This window comes from Streptomyces sp. NPDC006655, from assembly GCF_040703965.1.
Classification (GTDB): Bacteria; Actinomycetota; Actinomycetes; order Streptomycetales; family Streptomycetaceae; genus Streptomyces.
In genome coordinates this window covers 111360-126928 of the sequence record NZ_JBEYJU010000004.1, presented here as the reverse complement: position 1 = coordinate 126928, position 15569 = coordinate 111360, and the positions used below count along the sequence as shown (strand labels likewise).

Below are 15569 nucleotides of genomic sequence, written 5' to 3'. Positions count from 1 at the left end.
GTCGCCGACGGCGGGACGGGTGCGGTGCCCTACAACGGCGGCCGGAAAGGCACCGGCGACTCGCTCACCCTCACCACCGCCGACCACTCGCCCACCGCGTTGCGCGACCCCGCCGATCCGGCGGACGGCGTACTCGACTCCACGATCGACGGTCCCGGCCCGGTACGCGCCCCGCGTGAGCCCGCGTACGCCCGGACGCTCGGCCGTGTCCCGGATGTGTTCGATCTCGGCACCGGTCTCGCCCAGGGCGGTGACCAGCCGACGTTCAGGCTCGTTTCCCAGCGCGACGCGGCGTGGGCGGGCGCGCTCCTCGCCGCCGTGGACGTGCAGTAGTGCGGCGCGTTCCCGCCCGCAGTCCCGAGCGCCCCCCGTGAGCGAGGAACCCCGTATGCACCGATCAGCCACCGACCCTCGGCCACGGGTCCTGCACCTGACGCAACCCGTCGAGGGCGGGGTGGCCCGAGTCGTCCTGGACCTGGTGAAGGCCCAGCTCACGGCGGGTCTGCGGGTCACGGTGGCCTGCCCCGGCGGGGAACTGGCGGCCCATGCGCGGGACCTGGGCGCCGAGGTGCGCGGGTGGTACGCGGACCGCTCCCCGGGCGCCGGTCTCCCGGACGAGGTACGACGACTCGCCCGCCTGCTCGACGAGGTACGGCCCGAACTGGTGCACGCGCACAGCGCGAAGGCGGGTCTCGCCGGCCGGCTGGCCGTGCGCGGACGCGTCCCGACCGTGTTCCAGCCGCACGCCTGGTCCTTCGAGGCGGTCGGCGGCGCCACCGCGGCGCTGGCGCTCAGGTGGGAACGGTGGGGCGCACGCTGGGCGCACCGAGTGGTGTGCGTCAGCGAGGCGGAGCGCACGACCGGCGTGCACGCCGGAATCCGCGCCCGCTACACCGTCGTCCCGAACGGCATCGACACCGCCCACTTCACCCCGGGTCACCCCACCCCGGACGAGCGGTCCACCGGGGCTCCCCTGGTCGTCTGCGTCGGTCGGCTGTGCCGACAGAAGGGGCAGGACCTGTTGCTGCGGGCCTGGCCCGAGGTACTGCGGCGGGTGCCGGGGGCCCGGCTGGCGCTGGTCGGCGACGGCCCCGACCGGGACGCACTGCGCCGACTCGCCCCCGCTTCCGTCGAGTTCACCGGCGCCGTCGCGGACGCCCGACCCTGGTACCGGGCCGCCGACCTGGTGGTGCTGCCCTCCCGCTGGGAGGGCATGGCGCTGGCCCCGCTGGAGGCGATGGCCTGCGGGCGGCCGGTACTGGTCACCGACGTCGACGGCGCCCGGGAGAGCCTGCCGCCCACACACGCCGCACACTGCCTCGTCCCGCCGGGACGGCCGGGCGCGCTGGCCGGAGCCGTGGCCGGGCTGCTGCTCGACCCGGAGCTGCGCGCGTCGCTCGGTGACCGGGCGCGGCGGCACGTCCAGTCCACCCACGACGTGCGGCGCACGGCGGAGGCGGTCGCGGAGCTGTACCGCGAACTCCTCGGCGAGCGCCCGCCCGTGTCCTTTGAGCGCAGGGAGTCCATCCACTCGTGACCGCGGAAAGCACCGTCCCCTCCCCCGGCCCGCAGCCACGGGACCACGTACTCTCACCCGTCTCCGTGCTGCCGGCCCGCACCGCCGGCGGCTTCCGGTTCCCGCCGCGGCGCCCGCCCGCGCGGCACGCCTCCCCGGCGCCACTGCTGGCCGCCGACCTGTGCGCCGCCCTGCTCGGCGCGCTCGCCCTGGACGCGGCCGTACGCCGGCCCGTGCTGATCGGACTGCTCATGTCCGGGGCGATACTGCTGCGCCCGCCCACGCCCCGGCGGACGGCGGGCGTTTTGGACGAACTCCCGGCCGTCTGCGGCCGGATCGCCGTCGTCTGGCTGGGCCTGGCCGCCGCCCTGGCCGCCTGGGACCCGGACCACGCGCTGTCCGCGCGCGCCCTGCTGCTGGGCTTCGCCCTGCACACGGCGGCGGCCGGCGCGTGCCGCGGACTGGTCCACCGGCGCCGCCGCCTCGCCCTGCTGCGCCGGCCGCGCGCCGCGCTGGTCGTCGGTCCCGCCGCGACCGCCCAGCGGGTGGCCGCCGCCGTGCTGCGCCACCCGGACTGCGGGGTACGCCCGGTCGGCGTGGTCGCCGAGCACCCCGACGGCACCGGGGGCCTGCCCGTTCTCACCACCGGACAGGAGGTCGAGCGGGCCCTCATCCAGAACGGGGTCCGGGCCGTCCTCACCGTCCACCCCGCCGTCCGCACCGAACAGGGCCCGCTGCTGCGGGCGCTCGCCGAGTCGGGCTGCGTGGTCTGGGAGGTCGACGCCGACTCACCGGCGTACGAGATGCGCGACCAGCTCGCCGGGTTCTCCTGCCGCCGGCTGGACATGGGGTCGCGGCGGCGCGGCAGCGTCGGCAAGCGGATCCTGGACATCACCGTGTCCGGGGCGGCGCTCGTCCTGGTCAGCCCGCTGCTCCTGGTGTGCGCCGCGGTGCTGCGCCTCACCGACGGGCCGGGGGTCGTCTTCCGGCAGGAGCGCATCGGCAAGGGCGGCCGTCCCTTCACGCTGCTGAAGCTGCGCACCCACCGCCCGGTCGACGAGCACGAGGCCGCGACCCGCTGGAGCGTCGCCGGCGAGGTCCGCATGAGCCGCTTCTGCCGGTTCCTGCGCCAGACCTCGCTCGACGAGCTGCTCCAGCTGTGGAACGTGCTGTGGGGCGACATGAGCCTGGTCGGCCCGCGCCCCGAACGGCCTTACTTCGTAGGGCAGTTCAGCCAGACCTATCCGGGCTACGCGGCCCGCCACCGGATGCAGACGGGGATCACCGGACTCGCCCAGATCCACGGGCTGCGCGGCGACACCTCCATCGAGGACCGCGCCCGCTTCGACAACGCCTACATCGACGACTGGTCGCTGTGGCAGGACGTCTGCATCCTGCTGCGCACCGCGGCCGCGCTCGTGCGCTCGACGGGGAGCTGACGATGAGTTTCGCACTGTCGCCGGCCAGGCCGCTGCGGCTGCCGCCGGTCCTGGCCGCGGTCGCCGTGCTCGCGGTCCTCGCGCTGCCGCTCGCCCCGGGTGGCGCGGAGGGCGGCGCGGGACCGGCGGACGCGGTGTCCGCACTGGTCGTGCTGTACGCCGCGCTGCGGGTGGTCCGCGAGCGGCGCCGCCCGCTGTCCGCCACCGCCGCCGTGGTGCTGGGCATGCCGGTCGTGGGGCTCGCGGTGGCCGCGACGGGCGCGGCCTCGCCGGGGGCGGGGCTGACCGGTCTGGGCCGCTATCTCCAGGTGTTCGTGCTGGTGCCGGCCGCCGTGCTGCTGCTGGTCCGGGACCGGGCCGACTTCCGGCTGCTGGCCTGGTCGTTCGTGGGGCTCGCGGGCTGGCAGGGCGCGGTCGGCGTGCACCAGTACGTCACCGGGACCGGGGCGTCGTACCAAGGTGAGGAGATCCGCGCGGTCGGCACCTTCGGGCCGCAGGACGTGATGGGCATGGCCACGGTGGTGGCCTTCGGCCTGGTGTGCGCGGTGGGGCTGGCCCTGGGGCGGGCGCCGGTACGGCAGCGGGTGGCCGCGGGCGCCTGCGCGCTCGGGCTGCTGGTGCCGCTGGCCGTGTCCTTCAGCCGCGGCGCCTGGATCGCGACGGTGCTCACCTGCGGTGCCCAGCTGGCGCTGGCCGGACTGCGGCAGGCGCTGAAGGTGGCCGCGGTCGCGGTCGCCGCGGGTGTGGTGCTGGTCGGCGGCTTCGGGGTGGGTACGGCGATGCTCCAGGAGCGGCTCAGCAGCATCGGGCAGGTCACGGACGCGCCGGACCAGTCGGTGGTCGACCGGTACACGCTGTGGGCGGCGGCCACCGGGATGTGGCGTGAACACCCCGTCACCGGAGTCGGGTTGAAGAACTTCCCGGCGTACCGGGACGGGCACGCCTCGCTGGCGCTGTCCTCCGGGAGCGACACGGAGGGGGCGGGGGCCGCGTACCGGAAACAGCCGCTGCTGTCGCCGCACAACATGTACCTGCTGGTGCTCAGCGAGCAGGGGCTGCTCGGGCTGCTGGCGCTCGGCGGCAGCTGGCTGGCGATGCTGGTGTGCGGGTTGCGGGGGTGGTGGCGGGTCCGCGGGGACGGCAGGGGACTCGACTGTGCGCTGGTGGCGTGCGGGTTGCTGATCTGGCAGCTCGTGGACTTCGCGTACGCCGACATCGGGGGGCCGTCGACGGTGCTCACGGCGGTGGTGTTCGGGGCGGTGGCCTGGTGGGCGTTGGTGGGGGCGGAGCGTACACGGTGACGGTGACGCCTTCCCGGATGCCGGGCACCCGTGCGGCGGAGCCGCAGGTGTCCCAGCCCCGCGCCCCCGACGGGGCGCAGCCCTCCCGGGGTTTCCTGGCCAAGGCCGCTTTCGGCACCGCCGTCCTCTCCATCCTCGGGTCGGTGCTCGGGCTGGTCCGGGACCAGTCGCTGGCGCGGCTCTTCGGGGCCGGCCGGGACACCGACGCGTTCCTCGTCGCCTGGACGGTGCCCGAGTTCGCCGCCACCCTGCTCATCGAGGACGGGCTGGCCTTCGCGCTCGTCCCCGCCTTCAGCCTGGCCCTGGCTCGGCGGGCGCAGGGGGCGCCCGGCGACCCGGTGCGGGCCCTGGTCGCCGGGACGCTGCCCAAGCTGGCCCTCGCCTTCGCCGGGGTCGGCGCCCTGCTGATCGCAGGCGCCCCGCAGTTCGTCGGGGTGCTCGCGCCGGGCCTGCGCGACCCCGGGCTCGCCGTCGGCTGCACCCGGCTCACGGCGACCTGCGTCCTGACCTTCGGGCTGGCCGGGTACTGCAGCGCGGCCCTGCGCGCCCACCGCCGCTTCCTCGCCCCGGCCGCCATCTACGTCGCCTACAACACCGGCATCATCACGGCGATGTTCACGCTCGGCGGCCACTGGGGCGTGCGGTCGGCGGCGTTCGGGGTGGCGGCCGGCGGCGTCCTGATGACCGCCGTACAACTCCCCTTCCTGGTCAAGCAGTTACGACACGGGTCCCGGGCGTCCGGTGCGGCCGCCGGCGCCGCGGCGCAGCCCCTGGACGTGACGCTGATGGCCACCGTGCTGCTCTTCGCGCTGTGCCGGCAGTCGCAGGTGCTGATCGAGCGGTTCCTCGCCTCGCACCTGGACTCCGGGGCCATCTCGTACCTCAACTACGCACAGAAGGTCGCGCAGATCCCGATGACGATGTCGCTGATGCTGTGCACGGTCACCTTCCCGGTGGTGGCCCGGGCACTGGCCGAGGGCGACACCGAGCGGGCCCGGCTGCGGGTGGAGCGGGATCTCGCGGTGGCCGCGGCCGTCGTGCTGCTCGGCACCGCCGTGGTCGTGGCCTGCGCGCCGCAACTCATCCGCCTGCTGTTCCAGCGGGGGGCGTTCACGGCCGAGGACACCGCCGCGACCGCCGGGGTGATGCGGGTCTACGCGCTCGGGCTGCTCGGGCAGACCATGGTCGGCGCGCTGGTCCGCTCGTACTTCTCGGCGGGCCGCGCCACCTGGTACCCGGTCGGCGCGATGGTCGCCGGGATCGCCGTGACCTCCTGGATCGGCGCCCTCACGGTCGGCCGGTACGGCGTCACCGGCATCGCCGCCGCCAACGCCACCGGTATCACCGTCACCGCCGTGCTGCTGCTGGCCGGCACCGGCCCGCGCAGCGTCCCGATCCACACCCGGCGGGTGCTCGCGGAGCTGAGCCGGCCGGTGCGGGCCGCCGTGACCGCCACGGTCGTCGGGACCTTCGCCGCCGGGCGCCCGGCGGATCCGCTGACCGGTCTGGCCGCCGGGATCACGACCGTGACCGTCGTCTTCGTCCTCCTCGGCTGGGCCCTGGACGCACAGGGCTTCGCCTCCGCACTCCGTTCCGTCGGCACCGTCACCCGAAGGCTCGCGCATGCCGTGTTCCACTGAGTCCGCAGAGAGGGCCGTGCCCTGCACCGGCCCGGTCCCCTGGGTCGCCATGTACCACTCCGTGGGCGACCGCTCCGACGACCCGTACCGGATCACCGTCACCCCCGAACGGCTGGAGAGACAGCTGAGCTGGGTGCGCCGACGGGGACTGCGCGGGGTGTCGGTCGGCGAACTGCTCGCCGCCCGGGCGCGCGGCGCGGGGCGCCGGCTGGTGGGGCTGACCTTCGACGACGGGTACGCCGACTTCCTGGACCACGCCCTGCCGCTGCTCGACCGCTGGGGCTGCGGCGCCACCCTCTTCGTGCTGCCCGGCCGGCTCGGCGGCAACAACGCCTGGGACCCCCTCGGCCGGCGCAGACCGCTGCTCACGGCCGACGGAATCCGGCGGGCCGCGGCGGGCGGGGTGGAGATCGGCTCGCACGGGCTGACCCACGTCGACCTGACGCGGGCGGACGCCGACACGGTCAAGGCCGAGGTGGCCGGCAGCCGGGCCCTGCTGGAAGACCTGACCCAGGCGCCCGTGGCGGGCTTCTGCTACCCGTACGGCGCCGTCGACCGGCGCACCGTCGACGCGGTGCGGGACGCCGGTTACGGCTACGCCTGCGCCATCGACCCCGGCGACCTGAACAGCGTGCACGCCCTGCCCCGCCTGCACATCGGCCAGAACGACAACGCGCTGCGCCTGTTCCTGAAGTACCGGCTGCACCGGCTGCGCCGCCGTCCGGTGGAAGGAGTGTGAATGAAAGCGCTGCACGTCATCACGGGACTCGGGGTCGGCGGCGCGGAGCAGCAACTGCGGCTGTTGCTCCGCCACCTGCCGGTCCCCTGCGACGTGGTCACGCTCACCAACCCCGGGCCGGTCGCGCACGGGCTGGCCGCCGACGGGGTGCGGGTGGTCCATCTCGGGATGGCCGGGAACCGGGACCTGGCCGCGCTGCCCCGGCTGGTCCGGCTCATCCGCCAGGGCCGCTACGACCTCGTCCACACCCATCTCTACCGGGCCTGCCTGTACGGGCGGATCGCCGCCCGGCTCGCGGGGGTCCGGGCCGTCGTCGCCACCGAGCACTCGCTCGGCGACTCACAGCTGGAGGGACGTGAACTGACCACCGGCGTGCGGGCGTTGTACCTCGCGGGCGAGCGGCTCGGCCGGTCCACGGTCGCCGTCACCCCCACCGTCGCCGAGCGGCTGCGCAGGTGGGGGGTGCCGGGGCCGCGGATCGAGGTCGTCCCGAACGGCATCGACCTGGAGCGCTTCCGCTTCGACCCGGCCGTCCGGCAGCGCACCCGGGCCCGGCTCGGGCTCCCCGAGGACGCCTATGTCGTCGGCGGGGTCGGACGGCTCGCGCCCGGCAAGCGGTTCGACGTCGCCGTCCGGGCGCTCGCCCGGCTCCCGCGCGACCACTGGCTGCTGCTGGTGGGCGCAGGGCCCGAGGAGCGCGCGCTGCGCCGGGTCGCCGAGGCCACCGGGGTCGCCGGCCGGGTGCTGTTCGCCGGTGAGCGGCCGTACGTCTCCGGCAGCCCCGAGGACCCCGACCTGCCCGCGCTCACCGCCGCCATGGACGTCCTGGTCTCGCCGTCGGCCGAGGAGGCCTTCGGGCTCGCGGTCGTCGAGGCACTGGCCGCCGGGCTGCCGGTGCTCTACAGCTCCTGCCCGGCCGTCGAGGACCTGCCGCCCGCCACCGCCCCGCGCGCCCGCCGGGTCCGCGGCGGGGCCGGTGCCTACGCCGAGGCGCTCGCCGCCACCCGAGCCGCCGGCCGCGGTCCGCGCACCGCGCCGGAGGCCGCCCGCCACTACTGCATCACCCGCAGCGCCGCCCAGCTCATGGACGTCTACGCGGCCGCACTCGCCACCACACCCCAGGGAGTCAGTACGCCATGACCGAGAACCCCGTCCGAGCACCGCGCCCCTTCGCCCGCAAGCTGCCGCCCTGGTCGCTGCTGGCGGCCGGGATCGTCGCGGGCGGCCTGCTGGGCGGCGCCTACGGCGTGGTCGAGCCGGCCACCTACACGGCCACCAGCTATGTCATCGCCGTCCCCACCGAGGGGTCCGACACTGCCACCGCGCAGGGCTTCGCGCAGGCCTACGGCCGGGTCGCCACCCAGCTCGCGGTGCTCGCGGACGCCCAGATGTGGGCCGGGGTGCCGGTGAACACCCTGCGGCAGAGCGTGCAGACGGAGACCTCGCCGGACGCGCCGATGGTCGCCGTCTCCGCCACCTCGCCGCACGCCCTGCAGGCCGCCGACATGGCCAACGCGGTGGCCCGCTCGCTCACCCAGCACGCCAACGGCACCAAGGCCGACACCCACGTCGAGCTCCTCCAGTTCTCCCGCGCCTCGAAGCCGGCCGCGCCCACCTCGGCGTCGCCGAAAGTGACCGCTCTGGTGGGCGCGAGCGCGGGCGGCCTGCTGGCCGGGCTGGTCCTGCTGGTGCGGCCCCGGCGCCGCCCGGAGGAGACCGCGTTGCAGGCCTCCGTCCCCGGTCCGGCCGTCGCCGCCGACGTACACGGCCAGCTGTGACGACGACGGCCCACCGGACGCTCGCCGCGCACACCACCGAACTCGTCACCGACGAGGCCGCCTTCGCCGCCCTCGCCCCCGCCTGGGACCGCCTCTACCAGCGGTGCGGCACGGCCACCCCGTTCCAGAGCCACGCCTGGCTGCACTCCTGGTGGCGCTCCTACGGCGTCCCGGGCCGGCTCCGGCTGGTCCTGGTCCGGCACGGCGGTGAACTCGTCGGCGTGGCCCCGCTGATGCTGGTGCACCGGCCGCTGCCCGCGCTGGTGCCGCTGGGCGGGGGGATCTCGGACTACGCGGACGTGCTGCTCACGGACGCCGACGACGGCCGGGCGGTCGGCGCCCTCACCCAGGAGCTGGCCCGGGCGGCCCGGACGGCGCTGATCGACTTCCGTGAGGTGCGGCCGGGCGGTGCGATGGAACGGGTCTACGACCGCTGGCGCGGACCGTGCCGGAAGGTGCCCGACTCGCTCTGTCTGGAACTGCCCGCGGTGTCGATGGAGGAGCTGGTCACCCGGCTGCCGTCGAACAAGGCCCAGCGGGTGCGCGCCAAGCTGCGCAAGCTGGGTTCGCTCGGGGTGTGCCGGGACGCCGTACCGCCGGAGGGCGTCGACGCGGCGCTCGGCCGGCTGCTCGAACTGCACCGGCTCCAGTGGCAGGGGCGGAAGGTGACCACCGAGCACCTCCAGCCCCGGTTCCGGGAGCACCTGGTGCGCTCGGTGGGGCCGATGGTGCGCTCCGGGGACGCGGTGGTCACCGAGTTCCGGCTGGCCGACGAGGTGGTCGCCGTCGACCTGACCCTGCTGTCGCCCAGCCTGGCCGGCGGCTACCTGTACGGGGCGCATCCGCGGTTGCGGGAGCACAAGGCGGACGTGGCCGTGATGCTGCTGGACGCCTGCACCCAGCACACCGGCACCAGCGAGCGGGGGGCGCTGAGCCTGCTGCGCGGCGACGAACCGTACAAGCACCACTGGCGCCCCCGGCCGGTCGTCAACCAGCGGCTGCTGCTGGCCCGGCGGCGCACCGCCCCGCTGCTGACGGCGGCGCTGTGCGACGCCGCCGCCCGGCAGCGGGTCAAGGAGGTGCTGCGTCGTTGGAAGGAACACCGGCAGGACTAGGGCCGCACGGTCGGTCACCAGTCGAGACCGACGCAGAGCTCCCCGCCGAGCCAGTACTCGACCCAGTCGCCCAGGTCCATGAGGGTGCAGTCGGGCGCGGGCGTGGTGGTGGGCACGGGCGCCGGCGGGACGGCCGGCTTCGGAGTCGCACTCGCGGTGACGACCGCCGTGGGAGTCGGAACCGGGCTCGGTGCCGGGGTCTGCGTCGCGCTCTGCGTCGGGCTCTGCGTCGGAGTCGGGCTCTGCGTCGGGGTGTCGGTTCTGCCGAACAGTTCCGAGCGGTAGATCCGCGAGGAGCGCGGGTTGGCCGAGCACTGCCAGACACCGTGCGGGCAGTAGTCGGTCAGCGTGTTGTACAGCGGCTTGTGCTCGTCCAGCCAGGCCAGCATCCGCCGCATGTACTCGGGGTCGTCACCATTGCGGAAGAGGCCCCATTCCGGATAGGAGATGGGTTTTCCGTGGGCCTTCGCGAAATCCACGTGCTGCTGGAGTCCGTAGGGCTCCCGCACCTGTTCGTCGAAGGAAAGCCCGGCCGGCTGGTCGTACGAATCCATACCGATGATGTCGACCGTGCCGTCGCCGGGATAGCACTCCGTCCACGGAACGGCGTCCCGGCCCCGGCTCGGCGTGAAGTCGAACCGGAACTTCTGGCCCGGTACCGCGCGCATGGTGGCGACGATCCGGTTCCAGTACCTCTTCCAGGCCTCCGGGTCCGGCCCGCAACGATGGGTGTAGGTGATGCCGTTCATCTCCCAGCCGAGCACGACGACCGTGTCCGGCACCCGCAGCTCCACCAGCCGTTCGGCCAGGGCCCGGAAGTGCTGGTCGAACGCGCCGGCCGCACCCTGCCGCAGCAGCGAGCGGACCTCGCCGTCCCCGATGCCGTCCTCGTTGCGCTCCTGCATGGGCACGTTGAGGACGAGCATCCGGTCGGCCCGCTCCCGCCGCCAGTGCGCCCAGACGTCCAGGAAGCCCGGGGCGCCCTCGATGTCGGACCAGCGGTCGCCGGGCAGGTAGGTGTGCGCGACCTTGAGCTCGGTGCCCCCCAGCCAGCTGCTCAGCTGTGCCATGCGGGCCACTCCGAGGGGCCCGGAGTCGAGGAAGGCACCGAAGGCCGGCGGGGTCACCCGGACGGGGCCGGACCCGGACGGCGTGGGACGGACCGGTACCGGCAGAGGAGCCGCCGACGGCGGGACGGACGTCGTGGGGGTGGCGGCCGGGACGGGCGTGGCGGCCGGTGTCGGGGGGACGACCCGCACCACGCCCGGACCCGCGGCGAATCCGAGACCGGCCGTCAGGGTCGCCGAGGCGACGACCGCCGCCGCGACCACGGCCACACGGGACGACCGGAACCTGGGCCGCTTTCTGCGCTGTGGAGCCATTACCGCTCCTTTCTCCACCGGTACTGACACTCAGTCATATCAATATGAATTCCGCCAGTGCGGCTGCGGCTTTCGGGTGCCCCGGGAGCCCGCACGGGTGAACCGACGCGAAAGAAGAGGTCCGTGTCCCTGCTGGACGTACGGGTTCCCGCGGTGCTGCTGCGGATCGACCGGAATCCCTTTCACCACGGCACTCTCGGAGCCGTGCGCTCACTCGGCAGAGCCGGTGTCGACGTCCATGTGGTCGCCGACTCCGCCGGCAGTCCGGTCCGCAGTTCCCGTTTCGTACGGGAACTGCATCCGCCGCCGGCGGCGGGCGCGTCGGCGGCCGAGATCGTGACCGTGCTGCGCCGGGTGGCGGCGCGGATCGGCCGTCCCGCGGTGCTGATCCCGATGGACGACGCGAGCGCGATCGCGGTGGGCCGGTTCCGCGAGGAACTCGCGCCGCACTACCTGCTGCCGCGGCAGCCCGGCGCGCTGCCCGAACGTGTCGCCGACAAGGCGGAGTTGGCCGAGGTGTGCGCGGCGGCCGGGATCCCGCACCCCGGGACGCTGGTCCCGGGCAGCGCCGAGCAGGCGGCGGCCGCCGCCTGGCGGCTGGGGCTGCCGGTGGTCGCCAAGTGGAGCCGGCCCTGGCTGGTACCGGCCGGGTCCGGCCTGCGCAGCACGGTCGTGGTGCGCTCGGCGCGGGAGGCACGGGAGCTGTTCCTGCGGGCCGAGGAGGCGGGCAGCAGGCTGCTGCTCCAGGAGTTCCTGCCGCCCGGCCCGGACCGCGACTGGTTCTTCCACGGGTACGCCGACCGCACCGGGACGGTCCGCGCGGGCGGCCCCGGCCGCAAGCAGCGGTCCTGGCCGCGCGACGCCGGACTGACCGCGGTGGGCCGGTGGACGCCCAACGCGCAGGTCCAGGCGCTGGCCGAGCGGCTCATCGGCGAGCTGGGCTTCCGGGGGATCTTCGACCTGGACTTCCGGCGCTGCGGCAGCACCGGCCGCTACCACCTGCTCGACTTCAACCCCCGGCCGGGCGCCCAGTTCCGGCTCTTCGCCGACAGCGCGGGCCTGGACGTCGTACGCGCCCTGCACCTGGACCTGACCCACCGTCCGCTGGCGGCCGGGGCACCGCTGGCCGGGCGGGCGTTCGTGGTGGAGAACTACGCGCCGCTGAGCGCCCTGCGCCCGGCGCCGGGCGGCCGGGAACTGGCCTGGAGCGCCTCGGACGACCGGGGACCGGCCCTGGCGATGTGGGCGCTGTGGGGCCGCCATGTGACGGAGCGGCTCCTCGGCCGGCTCCTGGAGCGGCTGCGCCACGGGGCGGCCGCTCCGCTGGGGATCGCGCACTCCCCGGTGGTCCGGCAGGCCGGTGAGCCCGCCGTGGCCGAGCTGTCCGACCTCTCCGGCCTGTCCGGTGACGGGAAGGCGAGCAGTCGCTGAGGTACGGCCGTCCTTCGGTGGGCGCGGGTCCGGCCTTGCGGGTGTGCGGCGCCCGACGGGCCCTGCGCATCCTGGGCGTCCAACCTGTGGGCCACCGGGGCGAGTTGGCATCTTGTACGTGTACTGCGCGGGCCGGGGCGTCCCGGCGGGGCGACGGGAATCCGCACCGGGCGCGGTGGGAAGCTGACGACGGGTGCCGGGCGTTTGGGGCGTCCGGCACCCGGTCTCCGCTACGACCGGCGCGATGCGGCCCGGCCCCGGCGGAACAGGAACGCCCCGGCCGCGATCAGCGCGGCACTGGCGCCCGAGGCCGCGATCATGGCCGTACTGCCGGTGTGCGGCAGGGTGGGCCGGTGGTGGTGGTGCCCGTGGTGGGGCGGCTTCGGCGGGTGCGTGTAAGGAGGGGGCGACGTCGGGGGTGGCGACGTCGGGGGCTTCGTGGTGGGCGGAGGCGACGTCGGCGGCTTCGTGGTCGGCGGCGGAGACGTCGGCGGCTTCGTGGTCGGCGGCGGAGATGTGTGCGGGGGCGGGGTGTGGTCGCCGTAGCCGGGCGGCGGAGACGTCGGCGGCTTCGTGGTCGGCGGCGGGGTGTGGTCGCCGTAGCCGGGCGGGGTGTGGTCGCCGTACGCGGGCGGGGTGTGGTCGCCGTACGGAGGCGGGGTCTCCTCGCCGTAACCGGTGGGCGCCTTGTCGCCGTAGGCCGGGGGCGTCTCGCGGCTGCCGGACGGGGTGGTGCCGGACTCGCTGCCGGAGGTCGCCTCGGACCCGTGTTCCTTGGTGCCGCCGACCTGGTTCCCGTCGCCCGAGTCGCCGTGGCCGGCCTTGATGCCGGCGGCCTCCTCGGCGGCCCCGGCACGGTCGGCCGCCTCGCGAGCGGCCTCCTCGGCACGGGCGGCCTTCTCGGGGGCCGAGGCCTCCCGGGCGAGGGCCTCGGCCCGGTCGGCCGCCTCGTGAGCGGCCTCCTGGGCGGCGGCCCCGGCACGGTCGGCCATCTCGCGAGCGGCCTCCTCGGCGGCCTCGACACGGTCGGCCACCTCGCGACCGGCCTGCGCGGGAGCGGCGGCCTCGTGAACGGCCTCCGCGGGCGCCTCCGCCTCGTGAGCGGCCTCCGCCGGAGCGGCCTCGACGCGGTCGGTCTTCTCGTGGGCCGCCGGGCCGGGGGCGGCGGCCTCGGGGGCGGCGGGCTTCTCGGGGGCGCGGTCGGCGGTGTGCTCGTCCGAACCCGAGCCGTTCGCACAGGAGTTGCCGCAGGCACCGGCCGGAACGCCCGCCGGTCCATGGGCTTCGCTGCCGGAGACGACACCCGGCGGGCCGGCTGCGGCCCCGGTCGCGTCCGTGCCCGCGAGCGCGGGACTGCCGTACAGGGACAGGATGCCCGTCGCGGCGGCGGCCGCGAGCATCCCCCTGCTGAGGGTCTGTCGCAATCTCGTGGTCTTCCTGCTTGAAGAAGTGGGAAAGCCGGCCTCGGAACGCAGATGCGAAGGATCGACGATCCGAGGCCGGCCGTGACAGCCGGAAGGCTGGTGAGCTGAGTGACGACGTCAGCTGTTGGCGCAGGTGGCGCCGAACGCCGGGTTCAGCAGCGCGATGACGTCGACGGTGTCGCCGCACGCCCCGACCGGGACGTGGACCGGAACCTCGATCACGTTGCCGGAGACAACGCCCGGAGAGTTGGCGGCGGCGCCCTCCGCACCGGCACTGGCGAAGGCGGGGATGGCACCGCCCAGCGCCAGGAGCGCGCCGGCGACCACAGCAGCGGTCTTCTTCATGAACTTTCCCTTCTCTGCGGTCATGCCCGTATGTCGGCCGAAACCGAGCGAGCACAGCATGAACGGCTCGCACCATGACCGGCAGGCTGTAGAACGAGGAATAGACAGCCGAAGAAACTGAGGAACGCGCACCCTCGGTCAATTCACTCGAACGCACTCCGAGAATTGACACAAAGAGAGGAAACGCTTCTGCTGACAGCGGAAAAAGCCGGACACGACGAAAGCCCGCCCGGGCGGCGCGAGAACGCGCACCGCCCGGGCGGGCTTCACAGGACCGGGGTCACTGGTTGGCGACGCCGTTGGCCGCGAGGACCGAGATGTCGTCCAGGACGTGCGAGACCGGCTCGTCACCCTTGGCCTGGGTGGAGTTCTCGGCGCACTGCTGGTTCTGCGGAGCGGACAGCACGGGGATGTCCTGGGCCACGCCGACAGCGGCGATGAGGCCGAGGATGCCCTGGGCGTTCGCCTTCACCGGCAGGCCGACGCAGAGCTTGTTCAGCGAGCTCTGGACCAGGGTGGCCTGCGGGCTCATCTCGCCCTTGGTCACCTGGTTGCCGAACGTCTCGGTGGCCCCGCTGCCGCTGGCGGAGGTGGTGCCGTGGTCGTTCCCGGTGGCAAGCGCCTGGGGGGCTGCCGCCGCCGACACGCCTACGACGGACACGGCGACCGCCGCCGCGGCCATTGCCTTCTTCAGCATTTCGCTTTTCCTTTCCTGGCTCCAGGCCAAGACGGACGTTCCTGTCCGGCATCAACCGCCCGCAACCGGATTGGTTGCGGCACGGAGCGGCACGTCACCCGTTCGCGAATTCGGGAGATTGTCGGACAGGGGGCCGTTGGAGTGAAGCGGAGCAACCAAACGGAGCCCGCGCAGTTGACCAGTGCGCTCCGGTGGACGGGGTGTCCTCAGAAGGGAACTGAACAAGTGATCAAGAAGGTTCTGGCCGCCGCCGCTGTCGCCGCCTCCGTCGTCGGCGCCTCCGCTGCCGCCGCCTCGCCGGCCCTGGCCACCGGCAACGACCACGGCACCACCTCCTTCAGCGGCAACGACGCCCAGCAGGCGTTCGGCAACTCCGCCACGTTCGGCAACATGAGCCCCCAGATGGCGCTCATCCAGGGCTCCTTCAACAAGCCCTGCATCGGCCTCCCGGCGAAGCTGAACCTCCAGGGCCTGGTCGGCCTCGGTGCCGTCGGCGTCCTGCAGGACGTGCCGATCCTGTCGGCGCCGCAGAACCAGCAGTGCGTCGAGAACTCCACCCAGGCCAAGGGCGACGAGCCGCTGTCGCACATCCTGGACGACATCTCGGCGCTGTCCGCGAACGGCACCGGCAACAAGTAGTACCGGGAGTTCTCCGGGCCCCTGCGCGAGGGCGCCGGTCCGTTGATCGGACTGCGCTACGCCGAACGGGGCAAACCACGCAACCCCGGCGGGGCCGGGGCCGTTGACGATCACGCAGCTCCT

At 74.5% G+C, this 15569-nt stretch carries 15 protein-coding genes; 11 read left to right on the top strand and 4 right to left on the bottom strand.

Translation table 11 applies throughout. From position 1 onward, the window contains the following. The first annotated feature begins 24 nt into the window (after nt 1-24). Genes AB0958_RS03640 through AB0958_RS03600 form a run of 9 tightly spaced genes read left to right on the top strand, consistent with a single transcriptional unit; the run spans nt 25 to nt 9528 of the window. The gene (locus AB0958_RS03640) at nt 25-333 is read left to right on the top strand and encodes a hypothetical protein (protein WP_366888645.1); all 309 of its coding nucleotides are present in this window, start codon (nt 25-27) and stop codon (nt 331-333) included. Between the two features lie 55 nt (nt 334-388). Further along, on the top strand, nt 389-1537 hold the full coding sequence (locus AB0958_RS03635; RefSeq protein WP_366888644.1) for a glycosyltransferase family 4 protein: 1149 nt from the start codon (nt 389-391) through the stop codon (nt 1535-1537). Then, on the top strand, nt 1534-2955 hold the full coding sequence (locus tag AB0958_RS03630; RefSeq protein ID WP_366888643.1) for an exopolysaccharide biosynthesis polyprenyl glycosylphosphotransferase: 1422 nt from the start codon (nt 1534-1536) through the stop codon (nt 2953-2955). Before AB0958_RS03635 ends, AB0958_RS03630 begins: the two co-directional genes overlap by 4 nt. Before the next feature lie 2 nt (nt 2956-2957). Continuing rightward, entirely contained in the window at nt 2958-4256 is a 1299-nt protein-coding gene (locus tag AB0958_RS03625) for an O-antigen ligase family protein (RefSeq protein WP_366888642.1), read from the top strand. A gap of 17 nt (nt 4257-4273) precedes the next feature. After that, nucleotides 4274-5896 (top strand): lipid II flippase MurJ, encoded by a 1623-nt coding sequence (locus AB0958_RS03620; protein WP_366888704.1) that lies wholly within the window; start codon nt 4274-4276, stop codon nt 5894-5896. A 49-nt stretch (nt 5897-5945) separates the two neighbouring features. Continuing rightward, nucleotides 5946-6635, top strand: coding sequence for a polysaccharide deacetylase family protein (locus tag AB0958_RS03615; RefSeq protein WP_366888641.1), 690 nt, complete (start codon nt 5946-5948; stop codon nt 6633-6635). After that, complete coding sequence (locus AB0958_RS03610; RefSeq protein ID WP_366888640.1) at nt 6636-7775, top strand: glycosyltransferase; 1140 nt, start codon at nt 6636-6638, stop codon at nt 7773-7775. Then, nucleotides 7772-8413, top strand: a complete 642-nt coding sequence (locus AB0958_RS03605) for a lipopolysaccharide biosynthesis protein (protein WP_358972470.1) — start codon at nt 7772-7774, stop codon at nt 8411-8413. The genes AB0958_RS03610 and AB0958_RS03605 overlap by 4 nt, the downstream gene beginning before the upstream one ends. Then, nucleotides 8410-9528: a GNAT family N-acetyltransferase gene (locus AB0958_RS03600; protein WP_366888639.1), complete on the top strand. Its 1119-nt coding sequence runs from the start codon at nt 8410-8412 to the stop codon at nt 9526-9528. The genes AB0958_RS03605 and AB0958_RS03600 overlap by 4 nt, the downstream gene beginning before the upstream one ends. A 14-nt stretch (nt 9529-9542) precedes the next feature. Here the strand turns inward: AB0958_RS03600 and AB0958_RS03595 are convergent, their stop codons facing one another. After that, complete coding sequence (locus tag AB0958_RS03595) at nt 9543-10910, bottom strand: glycosyl hydrolase (RefSeq protein ID WP_366888638.1); 1368 nt, start codon at nt 10908-10910, stop codon at nt 9543-9545. A gap of 123 nt (nt 10911-11033) precedes the next feature. Here AB0958_RS03595 and AB0958_RS03590 point away from each other — a divergent pair, with 123 nt between their 5' ends. Continuing rightward, nucleotides 11034-12341, top strand: coding sequence for an ATP-grasp domain-containing protein (locus AB0958_RS03590; RefSeq protein ID WP_366888637.1), 1308 nt, complete (start codon nt 11034-11036; stop codon nt 12339-12341). 230 nt (nt 12342-12571) lie between these two features. Here the strand turns inward: AB0958_RS03590 and AB0958_RS03585 are convergent, their stop codons facing one another. The 3 genes from AB0958_RS03585 to AB0958_RS03575 all read right to left on the bottom strand — a co-directional run bounded on the left by AB0958_RS03585 (nt 12572) and on the right by AB0958_RS03575 (nt 14807). Then, nucleotides 12572-13765 carry a chaplin family protein gene (locus AB0958_RS03585; RefSeq protein WP_366888636.1) on the bottom strand — a complete coding sequence of 398 codons (1194 nt, stop codon included), beginning with the start codon at nt 13763-13765 and terminating at the stop codon, nt 12572-12574. Nucleotides 13766-13882: 117 nt separating this feature from the next. Then, entirely contained in the window at nt 13883-14110 is a 228-nt protein-coding gene (locus tag AB0958_RS03580) for a chaplin (RefSeq protein ID WP_366888703.1), read from the bottom strand. Between the two features lie 280 nt (nt 14111-14390). After that, nucleotides 14391-14807, bottom strand: coding sequence for a rodlin (locus AB0958_RS03575; RefSeq protein WP_366888635.1), 417 nt, complete (start codon nt 14805-14807; stop codon nt 14391-14393). A gap of 225 nt (nt 14808-15032) precedes the next feature. Between AB0958_RS03575 and AB0958_RS03570 the strand changes: the two genes are divergently transcribed. Beyond that, the gene (locus AB0958_RS03570) at nt 15033-15446 is read left to right on the top strand and encodes a rodlin (RefSeq protein WP_358972459.1); all 414 of its coding nucleotides are present in this window, start codon (nt 15033-15035) and stop codon (nt 15444-15446) included. Nucleotides 15447-15569: the final 123 nt, after the last annotated feature.

Bases quoted from the DNA above. Each gene is read 5' to 3' on its own strand.
- AB0958_RS03635 (WP_366888644.1), top strand. From the start codon at position 389: ATGCACCGATCAGCCACCGACCCTCGGCCACGGGTCCTGCACCTGACG.
- AB0958_RS03625 (WP_366888642.1), top strand. From the start codon at position 2,958: ATGAGTTTCGCACTGTCGCCGGCCAGGCCGCTGCGGCTGCCGCCGGTC.
- AB0958_RS03620 (WP_366888704.1), top strand. From the start codon at position 4,274: ATGCCGGGCACCCGTGCGGCGGAGCCGCAGGTGTCCCAGCCCCGCGCC.
- AB0958_RS03615 (WP_366888641.1), top strand. From the start codon at position 5,946: ATGTACCACTCCGTGGGCGACCGCTCCGACGACCCGTACCGGATCACC.
- AB0958_RS03610 (WP_366888640.1), top strand. From the start codon at position 6,636: ATGAAAGCGCTGCACGTCATCACGGGACTCGGGGTCGGCGGCGCGGAG.
- AB0958_RS03605 (WP_358972470.1), top strand. From the start codon at position 7,772: ATGACCGAGAACCCCGTCCGAGCACCGCGCCCCTTCGCCCGCAAGCTG.
- AB0958_RS03595 (WP_366888638.1), bottom strand. From the start codon at position 10,910: ATGGCTCCACAGCGCAGAAAGCGGCCCAGGTTCCGGTCGTCCCGTGTG.
- AB0958_RS03580 (WP_366888703.1), bottom strand. From the start codon at position 14,110: ATGAAGAAGACCGCTGCTGTGGTCGCCGGCGCGCTCCTGGCGCTGGGC.
- AB0958_RS03575 (WP_366888635.1), bottom strand. From the start codon at position 14,807: ATGCTGAAGAAGGCAATGGCCGCGGCGGCGGTCGCCGTGTCCGTCGTA.